The following is a 22,424-nucleotide window of genomic DNA, read 5'->3' on the forward strand; positions in this document are numbered from 1 at the left end:
CCAGTGAGGAGAGACACCGTGGCGAACACGACCACCCGAGGCCGCGGCGCCGGCTCGCCCGGCCGCCGCTCCGTGACCGCGGCCGCCCGCGCGGCGGCCAGGCGCACCGAGCGCGCCGGCCTCGCCGCGGCCGAAGGCCGTGAGGACGACGCCGATGACGAGTCCGGGCAGCGGCCACCGGAACAGCACGCCGGACCCGTACTGCGCGTGGAGGACCCGAGCCCCGCGCCGGAGGCACCGGAGCCGTCGGAGGCACCGGAGGAGGCCGGACACGCCTCGTCCGGGGAGGCCCGCTCGGGGCCGTCGCGAGGGCGGCGGCGCGGGCTGGTCAGCGCCGTGCTCGCCGTCGTGGTCGTGGCCGGGCTGGTCGCGGCGGCGGTGCTCGGGTGGACGTACTGGGACGGCAGGCGGACGGACGCGGCACGGGTGCAGGCGCTCGCCGCCGCGCGGAAGGCGGCGCCCGTCGTCCTCTCGTACGACCACCGGCGCCTCGACCAGAACTTCGCGGCGGCGCTCGGTCATCTGACCGGTTCCTTCCGGGACGAGTACCGCAGGACGACCAAGGCGGTGGTGGCGCCCACGGCGAAGAAGTACCAGGGGGTGGTCAAGGCCACGGTGGTGAAACCGCCGGGCGGCGGCGCCCCGGCGGCCTCGGTGGTGTCGGCTTCGCCGGACAGGGCTGTCGTCCTGCTCTTCGTCAACCAGGTCACCCGGAGCACTCAGGTCACGGGGGACCGTGTCGACCTGAACCGGGTGCGGATGACGCTGACTCTCACCTCGGGCGGCTGGAAGGTGAGCGCCGTCGACGCGCTGTAGTTTCGTACGAAAGTCGGTACGGCTCTCCGTACAGACCGCCTCCCGAGCTGGGACGACAGAAGCCAGGACGTGGCTTCCGCCTCCCCGCTCGGGGGGGCATTTTTTTGTGGGTCGCTCTTGACAGTCCTCCGCCCTTCGGGGCACTCTTCCATCAAGCAGAAATGAACTTCCGCAATACGGAAGGAGCGCATAACCCCTCATGGCCCCTCTTCTTTCGGACAAGCGCGGCTCGGACCAGCGCTTCGATGTGAACCTGTCGATCCTCTTCACGGAACTCCCGCTCCTGGAGCGCCCCGCTGCCGCCGCCGCGGCGGGCTTCACGGCGGTCGAGCTGTGGTGGCCCTGGATCGAGACCCCCACCCCGCCGCAGGCCGAACTCGACGCCCTCAAGAAGGCGCTGGAGGATGCCGGCACCCAGCTGGTGGGCCTGAACTTCTACGCCGGACAGCTCCCGGGCCCGGACCGCGGCGCGGTCTCGGTACCCGGTGAGGAGTCGGACCGCTTCCGCGCCAACATCGACGTGGCGGCCGACTTCGCCGCCTCGGTCGGCTGCAAGGCGCTCAACGCGCTCTACGGCAACCGCGTCGACGGCGTCGACCCCGCCGTCCAGGACGAGCTCGCCCTGGAGAACCTGGTGCGCGCGGCCCGCGCCGCCGACCGGGTCGGGGCGATCCTCCTGATCGAGACGCTCAACAAGCCCGAGTCACCGCTCTACCCGCTGGTGAGCGCCCCGGCCGCGATCGAGGTCGTGGACAAGGTCAACGCGGCCACGGGACTGGGCAACGCCAAGTTCCTGCTGGACCTGTACCACCTGTCGATGAACGGCGAGGACCTGCCCCAGGCCATCGCAACGTACGCCGACAAGACCGGACACGTCCAGATCGCCGACAACCCGGGCCGCGGCGCCCCCGGCACGGGTTCGCTGCCGCTGGAGGACCTGCTGGACAGCCTCCGGAAGGCGGGCTACGACGGCTGGGTCGGCCTGGAGTACAAGGCCGGCGACGCCCCGAGCGCCGAGTCCTTCGGCTGGCTGCCGGCCGAGGCCCGCGCGGGCCACTGACTCTTCGTACCAAAGTTTTTAGAGAGGCACCCCTAATGAGCAATCTCCCCAAGATCGCGTGGATCGGCCTCGGCATCATGGGCTCGCCCATGTCCGAGAACCTGCTGAAGGCGGGCTACGACGTCACCGGCTTCACGCTGGAGCAGGACAAGATCGACCGCTTCGTCGCGGCCGGCGGCAAGGGCGCGTCCTCGATCGCCGAGGCCGTCAAGGACGCCGACGTCGTCATCACGATGGTCCCCGCCTCCCCGCAGGTCGAGGCCATCTCGTACGGCGAGAACGGCATCCTGGAGAACGCCAGGTCCGGCGCCCTCGTCATCGACATGTCGTCGATCACCCCGCAGACCTCCGTGGACCTCGCGAAGAACGCGGCCGAGAAGGGCATCCGTGTCCTGGACGCCCCGGTCTCCGGCGGCGAGGCCGGTGCGATCGAGGCCGTACTGTCGATCATGGTCGGTGGCGACCAGGCCGACTTCGACAGCGCCCTGCCGATCCTCGAGGCGCTGGGCAAGACCATCGTCCTGTGCGGCCCGCACGGCTCCGGCCAGACGGTCAAGGCCGCCAACCAGCTCATCGTCGCGGTCAACATCCAGGCGTGCGCCGAGGCCGTCGTCTTCCTCGAGAAGTCCGGCGTGAACCTCCAGGCCGCCCTGGACGTGCTGGGCGGCGGTCTGGCCGGCTCGACGGTCCTGACCCGCAAGAAGGACAACTTCCTGAACCGGGACTTCAAGCCCGGCTTCCGGATCGACCTGCACCACAAGGACATGGGCATCGTCACCGACGCCGCCCGCAACGTCGGCGCCGCTCTCCCGGTCGGCGCCGTCGTCGCCCAGCTGGTCGCCTCGCTGCGCGCCCAGGGCGACGGCGGCCTGGACCACTCGGCCCTGCTGCGCGCCGTCGAGCGCCTCTCCGGCCAGCAGGTCTGACCCGCGGTCTGACCCGCGGGTCTGACCCTCCCCGGGCCTGATGGCCCGCCCTGGAATTCCGGACGGTGCCGGTGCTGACACCTGTCCTGTCGCGCCCAAGCGCCGGCGCCGTCCGGAACACCCCTTCATCTTTCTTCAACAAACTGTTGACGCTGCGTTCAGCCCGAACTTAGGCTCCACATTGACGGAAGCCGTTTTCCGTCAGCAGCTCCCCGCACGCGGAAGGTCACCATGTCGAAGCGAACGCTGACGACCGAGTCCGGCGCCCCGGTCGCCGATAATCAGAATTCCTCCACCGCCGGCGTCGGTGGCCCGCTCCTCCTGCAGGACCAGCACCTGCTGGAGAAGCTCGCCCGCTTCAACCGCGAGCGCATCCCGGAGCGTGTCGTGCACGCCCGCGGCTCCGGTGCCTACGGCTACTTCGAGGTGACCGACGACGTCACCGGCTTCACCAGCGCCAACTTCCTGGGCGAGGTCGGCAAGCGGACCGAGACTTTCATCCGCTTCTCGACCGTCGCCGACTCCCTCGGTGGCGCGGACGCGGTCCGTGACCCGCGCGGCTTCGCCCTGAAGTTCTACACCGAAGAGGGCAACTACGACCTCGTCGGCAACAACACCCCGGTGTTCTTCATCAAGGACCCGATCAAGTTCCCCGACTTCATCCACTCCCAGAAGCGCGACCCCTTCACGGGCAAGCAGGAGCCGGACAACGTCTGGGACTTCTGGGCGCACGCCCCCGAGGCGACGCACCAGGTCACCTGGCTGATGGGCGACCGCGGTATCCCCGCCTCGTACCGTCACATGAACGGCTACGGCTCGCACACCTACCAGTGGACGAACGCCCAGGGCGAGGCCTTCTTCGTCAAGTACCACTTCAAGACGAACCAGGGCGTCCGCTCCCTGAGCGCCGAGCAGGCCGCCGAGCTGGTCGGCCAGGACGCCAACTCGCACCAGACGGACCTCCTGCAGGCGATCGAGCGCGGTGTGAACCCCTCGTGGACCCTGTACGTCCAGGTCATGCCGGGCGCCGAGGCAGCGGACTACCGCTTCAACCCGTTCGACCTCACCAAGGTGTGGCCGCACGCGGACTACCCGCTCCAGCGTGTCGGCCGCCTGGTGCTCGACCGCAACCCGGAGAACGTCTTCGCCGAGGTCGAGCAGGCAGCCTTCTCCCCGAACAACTTCGTTCCGGGTATCGGACCGTCGCCCGACAAGATGCTCCAGGGCCGTCTCTTCGCCTACGCGGACGCCCACCGCTACCGCCTGGGCGTCAACCACACCCTGCTGCCGGTGAACGCGCCGAAGGCGACGGAGGCCGTCAACTACGGCCGTGACGGTGCCATGGCCCTGCGCAACGGCTCGCGCCACGACAAGAACTACGAGCCCAACTCGTACCAGGGCCCGGCCGAGACCGGTCAGCCGCTGTCCGCCCCGCTGGCGATCCACGGCTACACCGGCACGCACGAGGCCCCGCTGCACACCAAGGACGACGACTTCTTCCAGGCGGGCGAGCTCTACCGTCTGATGTCCGAGGACGAGAAGGGCCGTCTCGTGGCCAACATCGCCGGCGGCCTCTCGCAGGTCACCCGCGACGACGTCATCGAGAAGAACCTCGCTCACTTCCACGCCGCAGACGCCGAGTACGGCAAGCGCGTCGAGGAGGCCGTCCGCGCCCTGCGCGAGGACTAGGAGCAACCAGGCTGCGCCCGGACCCTGATGGGAGGTCAGGCCCCGGGTGCCGAGCCCGCACCGCGGACCCGGATGAGGGGTGGTCACGCGGTACGGGAGGACGAGGACCGCGGCGGCGAGCGAGCCAGTGCGGTGGTAAAGGCTCCGGGCCCGCCTCTTGACCTGAGGGAAGCGGACAACCAGGAGACCATTCGCCCCCGCCGCGGTCCCAGCCACATCTGCGTCACCCGCCAGTCTCCGCCCGGCGGTGCGAACGTCCTGTCGCGCCAGCCTCGTTCCGTCGGGCGGTACCAACCGCACAGCCAGAGCGCCGAGTCACGGACGGTCCCGTGACACGGCGCTCTGTTGCGTACGGTGACCAGAGCGGTTGTCAGACCGCTCCGCTACGTTGGCGCCATGACGGAATTCGTACTGGTCGCAGGCGCGTGGCTCGGATCGTGGGCGTGGGACGAGGTGGTGCCGCAGCTGCGTGCGGCCGGCCACGGCGCCCACCCAGTGACGCTGTCCGGCCTCGCCGACAAGCAGAGCTTGCCGGCCGGGCAGCAGACTCACGTTCAGGACATCGTCGACGAAGTCGAACGAAATGATCTGCGCGACGTCGTCCTCGTCGGGCACAGCTACTCGGGCATCCCGGTCGGTCAGGCCGCCGAGCGGATCGGCGACCGGCTGGCCCGCGTGGTCTTCGTCGACTCCACTGTTCCGACCGAGCGCGAGTCGTTCGCCTCCGGCTGGTGGGAGGGCCCGGCGAAGCTGGAGGCTTCGATCGCCGGGAACGGCGGCTTCTGGGCACCGCTGACCGCGGCCGACTACGACGGACAGGGCCTCACCCATGAGCAGGTAGCACGGATTGTAGGCGGCTCGACGCCGCACCCGGGGGGCACGCTGACCGAGCCGGCCGTGCTGGCACGGCCACTCGGCGAGCTTCCGGCGACGTACATCAAGTGCCTGCTCGACGGCGCCGAGCCAAGCGACGACGTGTCCAAGCTGCTGACCAGCGAGCACTGGCGGCTGGTCGAAATGGACACCGGGCACTGGCCGATGTTCTCCCAACCGAGCGAACTGGCGGGGATCCTCCTCGAAGCGGCCGGGGAGTAACCGCAGCTCCAAGGTGTGCTCAGCGGAGAGCTACGTACTCCGGTGCAGGTGCCATCGGCGCGCGGCTTCGAGCATGCGGGCCGTCCAGGCATCGGGGTGATCTCCTGCGATTTCGGTCCACATTCTTTCACTCAAGAACGCGGGGTCCAGCCACGGGGCTCCGCGGTGGAGTAGTCGGCGTGGTGCCCGTCGATCACCTCGAAGGTGATCGCTACGTAGCCCCTTGAGGAACATGGTTCCGGCGGTGGTGTGGACACGCGCGCAGCGGGCGCTGTTCAGGCCCGCGGAGACTGTCTCGGCCTTGAAGATCCCGCCCGTCTCGGCCTCGATGGCGGTTCGGACTCGGGCGGGCAAGTCGTCGAGGTCGATCGGGGGCACGGCCATGGTGGACAGGCTCCCAGATGGGTTGGCCCTCAGCCTCGATCCACCGAGGTGGATCGAGGCTATGCAGACAGGGCGATGCCGAGGGAGTCCGCGCCCATGGGCTTCGGTGCGCCCTTCTCGTAGAAGACGTCGAGTTCCGTGATCGTGAACCCTGCGCTCGTCAGCATGTCGACGATCGGCCGGGTGAGGTGACACCCGCCGAAGAGCCGCTTGTTCAACGGCTCCAAGCGTCGTTGCCAGCGGCGGACGTTCTCGTCCTCTTCCGGGGCCAGCCCGTGCTCGATGAAATGCAAAGTCCCACCGGGCTTGAGCACGCGCCGCACTTCGCGCAGAGCGGCATCGGCATCGGCATCGGCATCGGGAATGGTGCAGAGCGTCCAGGTGGACAGCGCGGCGTCAAAACCGTCGTCTTCGAAGGGCAACGACTGGCCGTCCAGCCCGGCGCGCCGTACGGGGATGCCTGACGCCCTGACGCGTTCGCCGGCAAGCCTCCACCCGACATCGGAAGGCTCGACCGCGGCCACGCCGGTGACAGCCGCCGGGTAGAAGGGAACGTTGTGCCCCGTCCCGAACCCGATCTCGACGATGTCGCCCTTCAGGCCGTCGCAGACTCGGCGCCGTAGCGGTTCGGCTGCCTTGACCCCGCAGGCGACGTTGACAATCCGCGGCACGACTCGCTCGGCATAGAACCCCATGGCGCCATCCGCGTCTCATGTCCAGCAATGCACCGGAGGGGTTGTGGTGCACCGCGGTTGGTGATTTGGCTTCAGGCAGCCTGCAGGCCACCACAAGTCAGGGATAACGGGGTTCGCTGGTTCGGGCTGGCCGGGGTGCCCTTCCCGGTTTCGTGAGCGGAAATGGATCAGGACCGGCCTCGAAGATTCCCGATGTCAACAAGCAGATGGTCCTCTTCAAGTCCGCCAAGCTTGGCAAGATCCAGGACGCAGCCCATGCGTTCGATGTGATCGGGAACTGGATGCCGGTCATCACCGTGCTCCTCGGCGCGGCCGGGGTGCTGCTCGCCCGTCACCGCAGACGCGCCCTCGCCAAGACCGCCATCGGTGCCGCCCTGGCCTGCCTGATCGTTTCCATCGTCCTGGTCATCGCCCGCCGCTACTACCTCGACCACCTGCCCGCCCAGGTGCAGTCCGAGGCCGCCGCCGCAGCGGTCTTCGACACGCTCGTGCACTTCCTGCGCATGACTCTCCGCACCGTGATCGTGCTCGGCGTGATCGTCGCTCTCGGCGCCTATCTGATCGGACCCGGCCGACTGCCGCGCGCCGTGCGGGGTACGGCCGAGCGCACCGCCGATTCCGTGGCGCGCTGGGGCGACAAGATCTCTCTGCCGGCTGCGACGGGCCGGGTCGGGGCCACGCGCGGTGGGTCACCGGGGAACCAGTTGCCCGATCACTGACGCGCCATGGCGATGCGGATGCGCTCCTCGGGCTTGATGTAGTGGTCGGAGTCGTTCGCGCCGGTGTCGACCTGGACCCAGTGGATGTCGCCGGTGAAAGCGCCGTTCGTGGTGTCGTAGTCGAGGGCGACCGGGGTGCCGCTGTCCTGTCCGACGTCCGCGGTCTCGTCCGCGGAGAACACGAAGGGCATTGTGTGCTCGACATGGCCTTCGCCGACCTTGTCGCCGTCGTAGAACAGCGAGACGGTGCCGCCCTTGCCGAGGCCGCCGCCGTCGTAGGCGAACTCCATGCGCACCTGGTGTTCACCGGACGGAACGGGACGGTCCGCCTCGATCTCGGAGGTCTCCAGGGCGCAGAGGTTGTAGGCGAACTTCGCCCGGCCCTGCTTGGCGTACAGGCTCCAGCCGCCGAAGCTTCCGCCCTGGGCGAGGATGACGCCCGAGACGGGGCCGTTGGTGGACGCGATCTCGGCGGTGACGGAGAACGACTTGTTCTTGACGTTGACCATGCTGCTCTCGCTCAGCCGGCCCATGCCGCCGTACAACAGCTGGGATTCACCCTTGATGAGTTCGGGCCGTCCGGCGATCTCGGCGTTGAACCGCTCGGCCGTACGGTCGTCCAACGGCAGGACGTTGTACCTGGTTGCCTCGATCAGCCAGAGCCGCTGCAGCTCGTGCAGCTTGTCCGGCATCTCGGCGGCCAGGTCGTGTGCCTGGCTGGGGTCCTTGGAGCCGTCGTACAGCTCCCACACGTCGTCGTCGAAGGCGACGGCGTATCCCGCGCCGAGCACCCATGGGGTGCGGTGCTTGGTGACGGCGGACCAGCCCTTGTGGTAAATGCCGCGGTTGCCGAACATCTCGAAGTACTGCTGGTCGTGGCGCTCGGGGGCGCCGGCGTCGTCGAACGTGTAGAGCATCGAGATGCCCTCCATCGGCGACTGCTGGACTCCGTTGACCGTCGTCGGCTCGGGGAGCCCTGCGGCCTCCAGGATCGTCGGGGCGACGTCGATGACGTGGCAGAACTGGCTGCGGACCTCTCCTGCGGCCCGGATGCCGCGCGGCCAGTGGACGAGGGTGCCGTTGCGGGTTCCGCCCCAGTGCGAGGCGACCTGCTTGGTCCACTGGTAGGGCGTGTCCATGGCGTGCGCCCAGCCGACCGCGTAGTGGTTGTAGGCCTCCGGCGTACCGAACTTGTCGATCCGGGCGGCCATGAACTCCGGCGTCTCGACGTCGGCCATGCCGTTGAAGGCGAGGAGCTCGTTGAATGAGCCACGCAATCCGCCCTCGGCGGAGGCGCCGTTGTCGCCGGTGATCACGTACAGCAGTGTGTCGTCGAAGATGCCGAGGTCTTCGAGAGCCTTGAGGAGCCGGCCGACGTGGTGGTCGGTGTGCTCGAGGAAGCCAGCGTAGACCTCCATCTGCCGGGCGAGCACGGGCCGGAGTCCGGGCTCGATCTCGTCCCAGGCGGGGATCTCCGCGTGACGCGTGGTCAGGTCGGCGTTCTGCGGCACCACTCCGAGTTCCTTCTGCCGGGCGAGGGTCTCCTCCCGGATCGCGTCCCAGCCCTGGTCGAACCGGCCCCGGTAACGGTCGGCCCACTCCTTGGGTACATGGTGCGGCGCGTGCGTGGCACCGGGCACGAAGTAGCAGAAGAACGGCTTGTCAGGCATCAGGGTGTTCTGCTGGCGCACCCATGCGATGGCCTGGTCGGTGAGGTCCTCGGTGAGGTGGTAGCCCTCCTCGGCAGTCCGGGGCGGATCGATCGGCCTCGTCCCGTCGTACAGCGCGGGGTCGTACTGGTTGGTCTCACCACCGACGAAGCCGTAGAAGTGCTCGAAGCCGCCCCCGCCCGTGGGCCAGGCGTCGAACGGCCCGGCCGGGCTCGTCTGCCACACCGGCACCTCGTGGCACTTGCCGAACTGCGCCGTCGAGTAGCCGTTCAGCTTCAGGATCTCGGCGAGCGGCGCCTTGGTGTTGGGGCGCAGCGAGTTGTAGCCGGGGGCCGAGGTGGCGATCTCGGTGATGCCGCCCATCCCCACCGAGTGATGGTTTCGTCCGGTCAGCAGCGCCTGACGGGTCGGCGAACACAGCGCAGTCGTGTGGAACCGGGTGAAACGGAGACCTCCCGTGGCCAGGCGCTCGAAGACCGGGGTCGCGCAGGGCCCGCCGAAGGCACTGGGCGCACCGAAGCCGACGTCATCGAGCATGATCACCATGACGTTCGGCGCGCCCTCCGGTGGACGCAACGGCTGGATGGGGGCGAAGGACGTGTCGGGGTCCTTCGCGTCATATGTGATCGGCCCGAACCGCGGCACGTCCGGGATCGGCAGGATATGCCGCTGGATGTCAGCCATGAGTGCTGCCCTCTCTCGAATTCCGCCTGGGCCTGCGATCCGGGACAACCGCGGACACCCGTGATCGTGAACGTGAAGGCCCGCGCCAGTCCTGTCGCCAGCATGCGGTGATCACTCGCCCTGCAGCCTCACCCTGCGCGGGTGAGAACCGGCCCATCCGGAAGCGGTCGGGTCCTCAACTTCCCCGCGCGAGCTTCCCCAGCCGCCGCCAGTCCATCGGCGGCCTCGTCCGGGGCACGCCGGGGCGGCTCCGCGGAACCCGTACGCGCAGGGCTCGCGGCCGGATCACGCAGCGCACGGGCGTCGGCAGGGTGAGCGCCTCGCCGTCCACGCCGACCTGGATCTCGGGCTCGTCGGCGTCGACGACCACCTCGCGGACGGTCAGCGAAGTGAGTCCGCGCGCTTGTCTGCCGCGGAGCATGCCGGCCGCCTGCGCCGCGCTGTCGACCTTGATGCCCAGGACCCCGAGTACACCGGAATCCAGCCGGTCCCGGCGACCCAGTCCGGCATGGTCGCCCACCCGGTACCGATTGTTGCTCACCAGCACGGCCTGGGGCTCATCGATGGCCGCGCCCGCGGCGAGCACGGCCAGCCGGGGGCCGCGCTGGTGGGTCAGCAGGTCCGGAAGCATCCGCAGGATGGTGCGGACCTTGTCATGGCGGTACGCGGGGCTCTGCACCACGGCCGCGTATGTGCCGAAGGAGGCGTTGTTGACGAAGGCGCGCTCACCGATGAAGCCAAGGTCGACACGGAGTTCTACGCCGTCGGTGAGCGCGTTCAGGGACGTCGAAGGGTCGTCCCGGTCGAGGCCCAGATCCAGGGCGAAGTGGTTGCGTGTACCGGCCGGGAGGACCAGGAAGGGAATGCCGTGTTCCGCGGCCACCGCCGCGACCAGAGCCTGCGTACCGTCACCGCCCGCGACACCGAGCAGGTCGGCACCATCGGTGACGGCCCTGCGCGCGAGCTCGACGACATCATGTGGATGGCCGGGATCCAGCACCAGGACGTCGGCGCCGAGGGTCTCGGCCTGTTCCTTGAGGCGGAATTCTCCCACCTTTCCGCCGCCCGATCGTGGATTCATGATCAGGAACGGATGCTCGGGGGGATGAGCCGGGTATTCCGGAGCGCGCACCGTCCTGATGCCTCTGAGCGCAACCCGCCCTGCGGAGACCGCTCCAGCCCACAGCCCGAGGGAGACGATGACGACCCAGAGCAGATCGGCCAGCGCATAGAGCACGAGCACGGCCGCGGGTGCGGCTGCCCCTACCGCGAACGCGACAATCCTGCCGGGTCCACGGCGCGTCAGCGTCCACCACGCGGATGCTGCGCTGAGGGCCAGTCCGCCCAGCCCCAGGCCCACCAGGGCGACACTCTTGATCCCCGCGAACACCAGCAGCACAAGTACGGACGCGGCCCCGGCGCAAATCGCCGCACGCGCGAACCACCGCCTCGCCCCGGCGCCCCGCGCGCCGGAAACGATGTCCATGGGACCCTCCCGCCGCTGCCTGTGACTCATTGCACGGCTGCGGGCCGAGCCGGCGCATCCCCTTCCAGGGGTGGGGCTTTTCACCCGTTCCGAGTGATTTCCGCGTACGCGCCGACCCGGCCGCGGCCGCTCTGCCTGGCGATCATGAACAGGCGCTGTGAAAATTGGCGTGTCGGCACGAATGCCATCAGCACGAATGGCACCAGCGCCGACCGGCACGTTGCCTTTGGTCGGCAGGACAAGGCAGCCGACAACCAGATGGTGGTTGCCCATGCCCCCCAGCAGCAGAGGGTCACAGCTGGCACCGACGGGTGACCCCTTGCTCACCGCGAAGTTCTCCGTACCGGCCGTGGCAGGCACGTTCGTACGCCGCAAGCGCCTGCTGGACAGCTTCACCGAGGGAACGGCGGGACGGCTGACCCTGATCACGGGCCCGGCCGGCGCCGGGAAGACCGTGCTCGCCGCCGCGTGGGCGGCTGGTGCGACCGCACGGCAGCCGGTCGTCTGGCTGACCCTGGAGGACGACGACAGCGCCCCCGGCGTGTTCTGGGCCTACGTCCTCGAAGCCTTCCGTCACCACCGGGTGGCACTGCCCGAGGATGTCGGCTCCCCTGCACGCGCCGACAACGTCGACCACTCCCTGCTCGTCCGGCTCGCTTCCGCGCTGGCCCGCCGGCCTGAGCCGGTGGTTCTCGTACTCGACGGCCTCGACCGGGTGCCCGACCGCGAGGTGGCCTCGGGCCTGGACTTCATCCTCAATCATGCGGAACCGCGGCTGCGGCTGGTGCTGATCAGCCGCGTCGACCCGCTGCTCCCCCTGCACCGCTACCGCGCCGAAGACAGCATCCGCGAGATCCGCGGCGCAGACCTGGCATTCACCCGGCACGAGACCGCGGCACTGCTGCGGCGACACGGCCTGGCGTCGCCGGCGGAGACCGTAGACGCTCTCACCCGGCGCAGCGAGGGCTGGGCCGCCGGATTGCGCCTGTGTGTCCTGGCCATGCAGCGGGCCGACGACCCGACCGGCTTCGCCCGGTCGTTCGCCCTGTCCCAGAGCGCCGTTGCCGACTACTTGCTGGCCGAAGTCGTCGAGGCCCAGCCCGCTGCCACCCAGGACCTGCTGGTGCGCACGAGCATCCTGGACCGGGTGCATCCGCAACTTGCGAACCGGCTGACCGGACGCGATGACGCGGAAGAGATCCTGGCCGGGCTCACCCACGCCAACGCCTTCGTCGAACCGATCGGTGGCACGTCGTGGTTCCGCTTCCACCCGCTGTTCACCGAGGTTCTCCGCGCGTATCTGCGCAGCCACCGGCTCCGCCTCGAACCGGAGCTGCATCGCCTCGCCGCACGCTGGTTCGCGGACGCAGGGCTGATCGGGGAAGCCATGGAGCACGCGGCCGCAGCAGGGGACTGGGAGTACGCCACCTCCCTGATCGTCGATCATCTTGCCCTCGGCGGCGTGCTCACCGGCCCCGACACCCACCGGCTGGAGCGGCTCGTCGCCGGCATGCCGGCCGACCTGAAGGGAGCCGCGCCCTGGCTTCGCCACCTGCTCGACCACCGGCCCGAACTCGCCAGTGCCCAGCCTTGGCTCACCGAGCGCACGACAGCCGTCGACAACCTTCCATCCGCGGATGGCGCCCCTGCGCGCCACTCAGACCTCGTCGAGTCGGTCAGCGACCGCGAAGTCGACGTGCTGCGGCTTGCCGCACAGATGATGTCGACGGAAGAGATCGCGGCAGAGCTGTATGTGTCCGTCAATACGGTGAAGACACATCTGCGGAGTATCTACCGCAAGCTTTCCGTTTCCCGGCGCAGCGATGCGGTCCGGCGCGCCCGGGAGTTCCACCTGCTGTGACGGCGGCATGCGGGCTCGACATGCGGGCTCGACATGCGGGCTCGACATGCGAGCTCACCTCATCCGGGTGATGCCGCACCGGTCGTACGTCGGACAGCATGCAAGGAGGACGATTCCACGAGACCATCCAGGACATTGGGAAGTGCGGGCATGCGTTACGAGTTCCGCATCACCGGCCGCCTGTCCAGGCCCATTGCAGAGGCATTCCCCGAGCTTGAGGAACTGCCCACCCCGCCGCAGACACTGCTCTTCGGCCCTGTCACCGACGAGGCGCATCTGTACGGATTGCTCTTGCGCTTCCAGGACTTGGGCCTGCACGTCGTCGAGATGCGCCGGCTGCCGGACTGACCGGGTCTGAGCCTCAAGGAGACTTCGCGCTGACAGCGACGACACCGCGCGCACACCTGGCCCGCACGAGCGGGCTGCCCTCGGCAAGGCAGCCCGCGAGCGAGTGCCACGCTCCGTCCATGCCGGGTTCGAACCGCCGGCGAACCGGCCCACCCTGTCGGAACCATCGAGCGCCAGTCCGCCCTTCGCGTGCCGCGCAGCTCTGCGGGGATGCCCACCTGCTGAATTTCCGGCTGCTCGCCTCCGCCGAACGGCGTCTGGTCTTCGACATCAACGACTTCGACGAGACCCGCCGGGCCCGCGGGAGTGGGACGTCAAGCGGCTCGCGGCGAGCTTTGTGATCGCCGGTCGGGCCAACGACTTCTCGGTGAAGCAGCGCGATTCCGTCGTCCGGGGGACCGTCCGGGCGTACCGGGACGCGATGCGACCGGATCGCCATTGCCGCCTACCTCGGCAGCAAGGACAGTTTCGACCGGGCGCTGGCGGAGTTCGCCGAGCTCTACTCCGACCAGAACGAGCGCGAATTCCAGGCACTCACGGACGCCGCACGCACGGGACTGGTCACCGCTGAGAGCGCCTGACGTAGTAGCCCGGCGACGCGCCGGCTCACTGTTCGGGCTCGTCGAGAGGCCCCGGCCTTCGGCGCCCGGCGGGTGCCGGCGTATCTTCCCGCAGCTTCACCGGGCCGGCCGCCGCTGCCGTGTGCCACGCTCCGTAGCGATGAGAGAGGGCGACCGCCGACATGCCGTGCAGGAGGATGCTGAGGCCGACGGTGATGGCGACCACCCTGCCCAGCAGCTCGACCCCTGCGACATGTTCTTCCACCACCAGGAGCCCGAAGACGATGGACGCGAGACCGCGCGGACCGAACCAGCCGATGTACGCCACTGTGGGCGGTCGCAGTCTGCTCCCCATCAGTGAGAGGGCGACCGGCAACATCCTCACCACCGTGAGGCTGAGCAGCGCGTAGGCGACGATCCGCCAGTTCAGATGCTCCAGTGCCGGTCCGAGGAGTACCGCGCCGAAGACCAGGAAACACAGCGCGGTCAGCAGCTCGGCGAGGTTCTCGACGAAGTCGGCAGGCCGGTCCGCGCTTTTCGCTTCGCGTGAGTCTTCGTGCGACTCTTCCTGCGCCGCGCTACTGCGCAGAGCGGCCGAGAACGCGAAGCCTGCGACCCACGCGGCGATGAAGCCGCTGCCCTCCGTGACGACCGCCAGCGCGTACGAACCCGCGGCAACGGCAAGCACGAAGACCTGCCCCCACACGGGGGTCAGCCAGCCCCTGGCGCGCGCCGACTGCAGCAGCCGCCCGCCGAACCACCCGACAGCCAGGCCCAGCGCGGTGCTGAGGACCAGCGCGCGCCAGAAGATCCCTGCCACACCCTCTTCCGAGGCCGTCGTCCCGGGCAGCGCCGCGAGGAAGAGAACGAAGAACGGCAGCACCATGCCGTCGTTGAGGCCGCTCTCGGCGTTCAGGCCATGCCGTACGAGTGCCGGGACGCGAGGGCTGGTGATGGCCGTCCTGCCCAGAGCGGCGTCCGTGGGGGCGAGGACCGCACCGACCAGGGCGAGCTCCCACGCCGTCAGCCCCGGCAACAGCGGCCAGGCCAGCAGCCAGCCCGCACCGATGGTCAGGGGCAGCCCGATCCCCAGCAGCCGAGCCGGGAGGAACCCGCCGCTGCGCAGGTCCCGCCGTCGCACGGTCATCGCATCGGTGAAGAGCACCAGGGCCAGGGCGGTCTCGACCAGCGTCAGCACCGGACCGGCGTCGTGTTCCAGGTCGAGCAGATCGAGCCCCAACGGCCCGATGAGCACCCCGAAGCCGGTGAACACCATCGCAGAGGTGACGGGCGATGAGGAGAGCCGCCGTGAGCACACGGCATAGCCGGCGGTGACAGCGGCCATCGCCACGTCCGTCCACGCACCGCCGCTCACCGCGCCACCGGTGCATCGTCACGCGCGCAGCGGAAACCCTGATTGCCGGTGCTGCTGTCCGGGGTGCTGCCGCTGCGGGCGGCAACCCGGTAGCGGCGGCAGTAGGAGGCGTGGCAGAGGTAGGACCCACCGCGGATCACCCGCTCGAGCCCCACCGGGGGGCCTGTCGGATTCTCCTGGGGGCTGCGACGGTAATACGCGGGCGAATACCGGTCGGCGCACCACTCCCACACATTGCCGCAGACGTTGTACAACCCGTGGCCATTGGGCCCGCAGCACGTCACCGGCGCCGTGCCGTACCACCCGTCGTCGCGGGTGTTGTGGTCGGGGAAGCTGCCCTGCCACACGTTCATCCTGTGCTCCCCACCCGGTTCGAGCTCATCGCCCCACGGAAAGGGCCGCTGCTCCAGACCTCCGCGGGCGGCGTACTCCCACTCGGCCTCGCTCGGCAGCCGCCTGCCCGCCCATGCGGCGTACGCATGGGCGTCCTTCCACGAAACGTGGACGACCGGGTGGTCAGCGCGGTCCTCGACATGCGAGTCGGGGCCTTCCGGGTGCCGCCAGCATGCCCCGTACACCTGCCGCCACCAGGGAGCTTGTTCGACGGCCCGGGTGTCCGGGAAGTCATCGCGCAGCAGGCCGGCGAAGACGAACGACCAGCCGTGGCGTTCCGCGTCCGTGACGTGCGCGGTCGCCTCGATGAAGGCGCCGAACTGCACATTTGAGACGGCGCAGGAGTCGATCCAGTACGGCGACAGACGCACCGCGTGCACCGGTCCCTCGCCGTCACCAGGCACGGACCAGTGGTCCTCGGACCCCATCAGGAAACGGTCCGTGGCCAGGCGCACCATGCCCTCCGTCTGCGACGCACCCGAGGCGGCACCGGGCGGCAGGGCTTCGACGCCCGGCGGTCCGGCGGGGCGGGAAGGGCTGCAGCACCCCCTGCTGGTTCGATCGTCCGACATGGAGCACCCCATCAGCGCCAGAGGTTCACGGCCGTAATTCTGGTGCCCTCCTGCCGGCCGCCGGGCACCGACACACGGCGTACGCGATGGCACACCCGATTCACCCGTGACGGGTGAGGGCTCCTGCCGGGAAACGAGGACGCTGGAAGGGAGCGGACCCCTGGGGTCCGAGAGCGAGTATCAGGAGGAGAGCTATGGATGCCTATCTGGTCCTGGCGTACGACTATCCCGTGCTGGGCGCCTTCTGGACCGTGATGTGGATCTTCCTCTGGATCATGTGGCTGATGCTGCTCTTCCGGATCATCGTCGACATCTTCCGAGACCACCAGATGAATGGATGGGTGAAGGCGGGATGGCTGCTCTTCGTGCTCATCATTCCCTTCCTCGGCGCGCTGGTTTATGTGTGCGTCCGGGGCAAGGAGATGGGCAAGCGCGAAATCCGCCAGGCACAGGAACAGCAGGCTGCCATGGACGCCTACATCCGGGAGACAGCCGGCAGTGGCGGGGGCGGGGCGGACGAGCTGACCAAACTGTCCGAACTCAAGGCCAGAGGCGATCTGTCCGAGTCGGAATTCCAGCGGGCCAAGGAAAAGCTCCTGCACTGAACCCCCGCAGTCGAGCGTGACGGACGTGCCGTGAGCAGCGTTGAGATCCTCCCACTGGCCATCACCATGATGGTCGGGCCGCAGATCATGTCGGCGGTCATCTTCGTCACGACGCCGAGAGCGGTGCGAGCGTCGCTGGGATTCCTGGCAGGCGTGGCGGTCGGGACGACAGTCGGTGTGGCCATCATGTGGGGCGTGGCCGCACTGCTGGGAAGCGCTGTCGATCTGGGCGATTCATCCGACAAGGGTTCAGCCGGGCGCATCATTCAGTACGTGCTCGTCGGCCTGCTGGCAGCGGGAATGGTGAAGAACTGGGTCGGACGTGCAACGGCCGAACCGCCGAAATGGCTCGGGACGCTGATGACGGCCGGTCCGATGAGGGCATTCAAGGTGGGCGTGCTCGTCATCCTGCTGATGCCCTCGGACATCGTGGTCATGCTGACGGTCGGAGTCGCTCTGGTGCAGAGCGACTCGGGCTTCGCCGAAGCCCTTCCGTTCATCGCCCTGACCGTCCTGGTAGCCGGACTGCCGTTGATCGCCAGGCTCCTGTTCCACAGACGGGCGGAAACCGCCGCTCCGAAGGTGCGGGAGTGGATGAACACCCACAGCTGGCTGGTCAACATCATTGCCTGCGCGATCTTCATCCTCCTGATCCTCGTCTGAGCGAACTGCAGGACACCCCGCGGGTACGGTCCCTGACGCTGGACCGCGCCCGCCGGCTGCTGCGGGGCGCCGTCGACGCCGAACTCGGCCCGCGCTGATGCCGAAGGCCCCCGTACCTCCGGAGGGAGGAGGCGGGGGCCTTCAGGGGTACGGGTCGGACCAGGGGTCAGACCAGCGGGCGGATCGCCGTGGGGGCGTGACCCGGCTCGGTGGCGAGCTCTTCCCACTCGTTGATCGCGTCGATACCGGCGCCACCCATCGAGATGTTGGTGACGCGCTCGAGGATCGCCTCGACGACCACCGGGACGCGGAACTCGGCGGCGAGCTTCTTGGCCTCCTCGAAGGCCGGCAGCAGCTGGTCCGGCTCGGTGACGCGGATCGCCTTGCAGCCCAGGCCTTCGACGACCTTGACGTGGTCGACGCCGTAGACGCCCAGCTCCGGGGAGTTGATGTTCTCGAACTCCAGGTTGACCTGGAAGTTGATGTCCAGGTTGCGCTGCGCCTGACGGATCAGGCCCAGGTACGCGTTGTTCACGAGGACGTGGACGTACGGGATCTTGTGCTGCGCGCCGACGGCCAGCTCTTCGAGCATGAACTGGAAGTCGTAGTCACCGGAGAGGGCGACGACCGGGGTCTCCGGGTCGGCGGTGGCGACACCCAGCGCGGCCGGGATGGTCCAGCCGAGGGGGCCGGCCTGGCCGCAGTTGATCCAGTGGCGCGGCTTGTAGACGTGCAGCATCTGCGCGCCGGCGATCTGGGAGAGACCGATGGTGGTGACGTACCGGGTCTCCGGGCCGAAGGCCTTGTTCATCTCCTCGTACACGCGCTGCGGCTTCATCGGCACGTTGTCGAAGTGCGTACGGCGCTGCAGCGTGGCCTTGCGCTCCTGGGTGGAGGCGGCCCACTCGCTGCGGTCGGGCAGCTTGCCCGCGGCCTTGAGCTCCTTGGCCACCTCGACGAAGAGCTCCAGCGCGGCCTTGGCGTCGGAAGCGATGCCGTAGTCCGGGGCGAAGATCTTGCCGATCTGGGTGGGCTCGATGTCGACGTGGACGAACTTGCGGTCCTTGGTGTAGACCGCCAGGTCGCCGGTGTGGCGGTTGGCCCAGCGGTTGCCGATGCCGAGGACGAAGTCCGACTCCAGGAAGTTCGCGTTGCCGTAGCGGTGCGAGGTCTGCAGGCCGACCATGCCGGCGTTCAGCTCGTGGTCGTCGGCGATGATGCCCCAGCCCATCAGGGTGGGGATGACCGGCGTGCCGGTCAGTTCGGCGAACTCGACCAGCAGCGCGGAGGCGTCGGCGTTGATGATGCCGCCACCGGCGACGATCAGCGGGCGCTCGGACTCCAGGAGGAACCCGATCGCCTTCTCGACCTGGGCGCGGGTCGCGGCCGGCTTGTAGACCGGCAGCGGCTCGTAGGTCTCCGGGTCGAACTCGATCTCCGTCAGCTGGACGTCGATCGGCAGGTCGATGAGGACCGGGCCGGGACGGCCGGAGCGCATGAGGTGGAACGCCTGCTGGAAGACACCCGGCACCTGCGCGGCCTCGAGGACCGTGGTCGCGGCCTTGGTGACCGGCTTGGCGATCGAGGCGATGTCGACGGCCTGGAAGTCCTCCTTGTGGAGCTTGGCGACCGGCGCCTGGCCCGTGATGCAGAGGATCGGGATCGAGTCGGCGATCGCGGAGTACAGGCCGGTGATCATGTCGGTGCCGGCCGGGCCGGACGTACCGATGCAGACACCGATGTTGCCCGGGTTGGTCCGGGTGTAGCCCTCGGCCATGTGCGACGCGCCCTCGACGTGACGGGCGAGCGTGTGGCGGATCCCGCCGCCGGCCTTGAGGGCCGCGTAGAAGGGGTTGATCGCCGCGCCGGGCACGCCGAACGCGACGTCAACGCCTTCGCGCTTGAGGATCTCCACTGCCGCGCGAGCGGCTGTCATTCGAGGCATCGTGTACTCCTGCGTGCCGGTTTCCATAATGCGGAAGTCTTGTTCTGCTATACGGAACAATGTAGGAGGCGGCGGCGGAGCGCGTCAAGGCAATGGGGACAGCGGATGCCACCAAAAGCCGTGCATCGGTAGGTCAGTCGCAAGAAAGACGGCAGACTCTTCCCTGACGACCCGACCCGAACTGGTGCTGGAGGCAAGTCCAATGGCGGAGACCGTGCCGGTGCGCTGCCCGGCCTGCCATCGCGAGCACGCCTACGCTCCGCCGGTCTTCCCGTGCGCCTGCGGGGCCCCGATCGCACCGCCGCTGGTGCGCGGCGCGACTCTGTCCCCGATCACGCACCGGACCTGGACCGACGCCTGGGTGGCCGTCCGCTGCCCCGCCTGCGGGCGCGAGGACGAATGGCCGCAGCCTGAGTTCGGCTGCGGCGGTTGCGGCACGGTGGTCCGTATCCCCGTACGCCCCGTCTCGGAGGTGTACGCGGACGGCGCCGGGGGCCAGGCCGCGAACCCGGCCGCGAGCCAGGCCGGCGCGGCCGCGCGCCCGGCCACTACGCTCCCGGCCCACATCCCGCTGCCGCCCACCGCGGCGATCCCCCGGCCGGCCTTCCAGCCGGTGACCATCAGGACCGCCCGGGACGCGGTGACCGCCGCCGCGCTCTACCTGCGCTGGCTGGGCTTCCGCGACGTACGGCAGCCGGAGAACCGGCCCATGTCCGGCATCGACCTGCGCGCGCCGGGGCTGGTCGCCCAGGTCGACCCGAGCACCCGGCCCGCGGTCCTGCGGGACATCGAATGCCTCTGGCTCAACGGCCTCACCACCTCGGCCGTAAGTGTCTTCTTCTCCCTCGCGGGATATACGGACGAGGCCAGGACGCGCGCGGACGATCTCGGCATCCCGCTGTTCGTCATGGACCTCACAGGCATGCCGCAGCCCGTCAACGACCCCGCGGACGAACTGCTCAGCACCGGGGCCTGAGACCGGCCCTCGGGAGGGACGGGCGGGGCGCGATACTCGTCGTATGCCAGCCCCCATCCGCCTTGCGACCGCCGCGGAACTGCCCGCGCTCCAGGGCATCGAACGCGCCGCCGGTGAGCCCTTCCGCGCCCTCGGCATGGCCGCGATCGCCGACGACGAGCCACCGGCGCTCGACCTGCTGGCCCGCTTCCAGGACGCGGGACGCGCCTGGGTCGCCACCGACGAGCGGGACCGGCCCGTCGGCTATCTGATCGCCGAGCTCGTCGACAGCGCCGCCCACATCGAGCAGGTCTCGGTCCGTCCGGAAGCCGCGCGCCGTGGCGTCGGCCGGGCCCTGATCGACCATCTCGCCGCCCACGCCCGCGCCGAAGGCCTGACAGCCCTCACCCTGACGACCTTCGCCGAGGTCCCCTGGAACGCGCCCTACTACGCGCGGCTCGGCTTCCACGTGGTCGACGGCCCCGCCCTCACCCCGGGCCTGCGCGAGATCCTGCGCGCCGAGGCCGCGCACGGCCTGGACCGCTGGCCCCGGGTGTGCATGCGACGCGGGCTGTGAGCTGCGCCCGGCGCCCGGGCCCCGGCCTCCGGCGAGCCGCGAACTGTGAGCCGCGCCCGTCACAGGGCATCATCGGGCGTGCACGCCCTTTTTCTGCCGAGGAGCCCTCATGAGTCTGACCGACATCCCCCTCCACACCCTGACCGGCGAGCCCACCACCCTGGGCGCCTACCGGGGCAAGGCCGTCCTGCTGGTGAACGTGGCCTCCAAGTGCGGGCTCACCCCGCAGTACGAGGGCCTCGAGCGCCTTCAGCAGAAGTACGCCGAGCGCGGCTTCACCGTCCTCGGCGTGCCCTGCAACCAGTTCGGCGGCCAGGAGCCGGGCAGCTCCGAGGAGATCCAGACCTTCTGCTCGGTCAGCTACGGGGTGACCTTCCCCATGCTGGAGAAGACCGAGGTCAACGGCGCCGGCCGGCACCCGCTGTATGCGGAGCTGACGAAGGCCGCCGACGCCGCCGGTGAGGCGGGCGACATCACGTGGAACTTCGAGAAGTTCCTGCTCTCCCCGCAGGGTGAGGTCGTCGCCCGCTTCCGCCCGGCCGTCGAGCCGGAAGCCGCGGAGGTCACCGCGGCCATCGAGGCTCAGCTGTCCGCCTGATCCGCCGCCCGCCGGGAGCGGCCCCCTGTGTGTACCGCTCCCGGAGTGGCCGGCGCGGCCGTTCCAGCTTCTGTCCCTCGACGTACTCGTCCTTCGAGCCGGCCGCGGTCCGTTCACACAGCTCGATCCGGCGGATCTTGCCTGAGATCGCCTTGGGCAGCTCGGCGAACTCGATCCGGCGGATCCGCTTGTACGGCGCGAGGACCGCACGCGAGTGCTCGAACAGCACCTTTGCGGTATCGGGTCCCGGCTCCCAGCCCTCGGTGAGTACGACGTACGCCTTCGGCACAGCCAGCCGCAGCGGGTCCGGCGCCGGGACGACCGCGGCCTCCGCCACCGCCTCGTGCTCCAGCAGCGCGCTCTCCAGCTCGAACGGCGAGATCTTGTAGTCGGACGCCTTGAACGGGTCATCATGATCAAGTGACCCATCTTCATCAATGAAGAGTCGGGGATCAACACGGCCCTCGATCCTGAGGGGAGGCAGGGTCACACCAGGAGCCGGAGCAGTGAGCCCTGTGCAACATGAAGTTTGCAGGTCACGGGTGCTGGTGTGCGGGCCGGGCGGGATGCTCGCGCTGGTCGGCGGCGGGTGTCCATGGTGAAGATCGTCCGCCTTGTCCGGCGGGACCGTTCTCGGGTTCTGCTGCGCCGGGCGCCGTGTCGCTCTTACGATCCGTGGCCGGGCCGGTGCGCCGGGAGAGTACGGGGAGGACGCGGGGATGCGGGAGCTGGAGCGGATCACGGCTCG

At 69.2% G+C, this 22,424-nt stretch carries 21 protein-coding genes and 2 pseudogenes; 15 read left to right on the forward strand and 8 right to left on the reverse strand.

Annotated features, from left to right (window positions below; all coding sequences use genetic code 11):
* Positions 1 to 18 precede the first annotated feature (18 nt).
* The 5 genes from NLX86_RS14420 (at position 19) to NLX86_RS14440 (ending at position 5,586) form a co-directional block, all read left to right on the forward strand.
* Entirely contained in the window at positions 19 to 816 is a 798-nt protein-coding gene (locus NLX86_RS14420) for a hypothetical protein (RefSeq protein WP_254372070.1), read from the forward strand.
* A gap of 199 nt (positions 817 to 1,015) precedes the next feature.
* Entirely contained in the window at positions 1,016 to 1,876 is an 861-nt protein-coding gene (locus NLX86_RS14425) for a TIM barrel protein (RefSeq protein WP_254372071.1), read from the forward strand.
* Positions 1,877 to 1,911: 35 nt separating this feature from the next.
* Entirely contained in the window at positions 1,912 to 2,802 is an 891-nt protein-coding gene (locus NLX86_RS14430) for a 2-hydroxy-3-oxopropionate reductase (protein WP_254372072.1), read from the forward strand.
* A 231-nt stretch (positions 2,803 to 3,033) separates the two neighbouring features.
* The gene (locus NLX86_RS14435) at positions 3,034 to 4,491 is read left to right on the forward strand and encodes a catalase (RefSeq protein ID WP_254372073.1); all 1,458 of its coding nucleotides are present in this window, start codon (positions 3,034 to 3,036) and stop codon (positions 4,489 to 4,491) included.
* A gap of 396 nt (positions 4,492 to 4,887) precedes the next feature.
* Positions 4,888 to 5,586 carry an alpha/beta fold hydrolase gene (locus tag NLX86_RS14440; RefSeq protein WP_254372074.1) on the forward strand — a complete coding sequence of 233 codons (699 nt, stop codon included), beginning with the start codon at positions 4,888 to 4,890 and terminating at the stop codon, positions 5,584 to 5,586.
* 443 nt (positions 5,587 to 6,029) lie between these two features.
* On the opposite strand, the gene NLX86_RS14445 is transcribed toward NLX86_RS14440, so the two are convergent.
* On the reverse strand, positions 6,030 to 6,665 hold the full coding sequence (locus tag NLX86_RS14445; RefSeq protein ID WP_254372075.1) for a class I SAM-dependent methyltransferase: 636 nt from the start codon (positions 6,663 to 6,665) through the stop codon (positions 6,030 to 6,032).
* A gap of 152 nt (positions 6,666 to 6,817) precedes the next feature.
* Between NLX86_RS14445 and NLX86_RS14450 the strand changes: the two genes are divergently transcribed.
* On the forward strand, positions 6,818 to 7,384 hold the full coding sequence (locus NLX86_RS14450) for a hypothetical protein (protein WP_254372076.1): 567 nt from the start codon (positions 6,818 to 6,820) through the stop codon (positions 7,382 to 7,384).
* Here NLX86_RS14450 and NLX86_RS14455 read toward each other — a convergent pair.
* On the reverse strand, positions 7,378 to 9,738 hold the full coding sequence (locus tag NLX86_RS14455) for an arylsulfatase (RefSeq protein WP_254372077.1): 2,361 nt from the start codon (positions 9,736 to 9,738) through the stop codon (positions 7,378 to 7,380). The two genes, NLX86_RS14450 and NLX86_RS14455, sit on opposite strands and share 7 nt — an antisense overlap.
* 175 nt (positions 9,739 to 9,913) lie before the next feature.
* Positions 9,914 to 11,224, reverse strand: coding sequence for a diacylglycerol kinase family protein (locus tag NLX86_RS14460; protein WP_254372078.1), 1,311 nt, complete (start codon positions 11,222 to 11,224; stop codon positions 9,914 to 9,916).
* Positions 11,225 to 11,543: 319 nt separating this feature from the next.
* Here NLX86_RS14460 and NLX86_RS34430 point away from each other — a divergent pair, with 319 nt between their 5' ends.
* The 4 genes and pseudogenes from NLX86_RS34430 (at position 11,544) to NLX86_RS14485 (ending at position 14,014) form a co-directional block, all read left to right on the forward strand.
* Positions 11,544 to 13,085 (forward strand): LuxR family transcriptional regulator, encoded by a 1,542-nt coding sequence (locus NLX86_RS34430; RefSeq protein WP_302061322.1) that lies wholly within the window; start codon positions 11,544 to 11,546, stop codon positions 13,083 to 13,085.
* Between the two features lie 150 nt (positions 13,086 to 13,235).
* The gene (locus NLX86_RS14475) at positions 13,236 to 13,433 is read left to right on the forward strand and encodes a hypothetical protein (protein ID WP_254372079.1); all 198 of its coding nucleotides are present in this window, start codon (positions 13,236 to 13,238) and stop codon (positions 13,431 to 13,433) included.
* 61 nt (positions 13,434 to 13,494) lie between these two features.
* Positions 13,495 to 13,857, forward strand: a pseudogene (locus NLX86_RS14480) (DUF2252 family protein); the annotation flags it as partial.
* Positions 13,858 to 13,912: 55 nt separating this feature from the next.
* Positions 13,913 to 14,014 (forward strand): hypothetical protein, encoded by a 102-nt coding sequence (locus NLX86_RS14485; RefSeq protein WP_254372100.1) that lies wholly within the window; start codon positions 13,913 to 13,915, stop codon positions 14,012 to 14,014.
* Between the two features lie 25 nt (positions 14,015 to 14,039).
* Here NLX86_RS14485 and NLX86_RS14490 read toward each other — a convergent pair whose 3' ends face one another.
* On the reverse strand, positions 14,040 to 15,338 hold the full coding sequence (locus NLX86_RS14490; RefSeq protein ID WP_254372080.1) for a sodium:proton antiporter: 1,299 nt from the start codon (positions 15,336 to 15,338) through the stop codon (positions 14,040 to 14,042).
* A gap of 26 nt (positions 15,339 to 15,364) precedes the next feature.
* Positions 15,365 to 16,333, reverse strand: coding sequence for a formylglycine-generating enzyme family protein (locus NLX86_RS14495; RefSeq protein WP_374213883.1), 969 nt, complete (start codon positions 16,331 to 16,333; stop codon positions 15,365 to 15,367).
* A gap of 194 nt (positions 16,334 to 16,527) precedes the next feature.
* Here NLX86_RS14495 and NLX86_RS14500 point away from each other — a divergent pair, with 194 nt between their 5' ends.
* A complete protein-coding gene (locus NLX86_RS14500) occupies positions 16,528 to 16,938 on the forward strand; it encodes an SHOCT domain-containing protein (RefSeq protein WP_254372081.1) in 411 nt (136 codons plus the stop codon).
* Between the two features lie 30 nt (positions 16,939 to 16,968).
* Positions 16,969 to 17,601 carry a GAP family protein gene (locus NLX86_RS14505; protein ID WP_254372082.1) on the forward strand — a complete coding sequence of 211 codons (633 nt, stop codon included), beginning with the start codon at positions 16,969 to 16,971 and terminating at the stop codon, positions 17,599 to 17,601.
* A 166-nt stretch (positions 17,602 to 17,767) separates the two neighbouring features.
* Here the strand turns inward: NLX86_RS14505 and gcl are convergent, their stop codons facing one another.
* Positions 17,768 to 19,546, reverse strand: a complete 1,779-nt coding sequence (gene gcl, locus NLX86_RS14510) for a glyoxylate carboligase (protein WP_254372083.1) — start codon at positions 19,544 to 19,546, stop codon at positions 17,768 to 17,770.
* Between the two features lie 202 nt (positions 19,547 to 19,748).
* On the opposite strand from gcl, the gene NLX86_RS14515 reads away from it, so the two are divergent.
* The 3 genes from NLX86_RS14515 (at position 19,749) to NLX86_RS14525 (ending at position 21,676) form a co-directional block, all read left to right on the forward strand.
* On the forward strand, positions 19,749 to 20,522 hold the full coding sequence (locus tag NLX86_RS14515) for a hypothetical protein (protein WP_254372084.1): 774 nt from the start codon (positions 19,749 to 19,751) through the stop codon (positions 20,520 to 20,522).
* A 43-nt stretch (positions 20,523 to 20,565) separates the two neighbouring features.
* A complete protein-coding gene (locus tag NLX86_RS14520) occupies positions 20,566 to 21,078 on the forward strand; it encodes a GNAT family N-acetyltransferase (protein ID WP_254372085.1) in 513 nt (170 codons plus the stop codon).
* A gap of 109 nt (positions 21,079 to 21,187) precedes the next feature.
* Positions 21,188 to 21,676 carry a glutathione peroxidase gene (locus NLX86_RS14525; RefSeq protein ID WP_254372086.1) on the forward strand — a complete coding sequence of 163 codons (489 nt, stop codon included), beginning with the start codon at positions 21,188 to 21,190 and terminating at the stop codon, positions 21,674 to 21,676.
* A gap of 73 nt (positions 21,677 to 21,749) precedes the next feature.
* Here NLX86_RS14525 and NLX86_RS14530 read toward each other — a convergent pair.
* A pseudogene (locus NLX86_RS14530) lies at positions 21,750 to 22,112 on the reverse strand (AMP-dependent synthetase); the annotation flags it as partial.
* A gap of 100 nt (positions 22,113 to 22,212) precedes the next feature.
* Positions 22,213 to 22,424, reverse strand: a 212-nt coding sequence (locus NLX86_RS14535) for a hypothetical protein (RefSeq protein ID WP_254372087.1), incomplete at its 5' end; no start/stop codon positions are given.

The sequence above is a fragment of the Streptomyces sp. A3M-1-3 genome (genome assembly GCF_024213665.1).
In the GTDB taxonomy this organism is placed as follows: Bacteria; Actinomycetota; Actinomycetes; order Streptomycetales; family Streptomycetaceae; genus Streptomyces.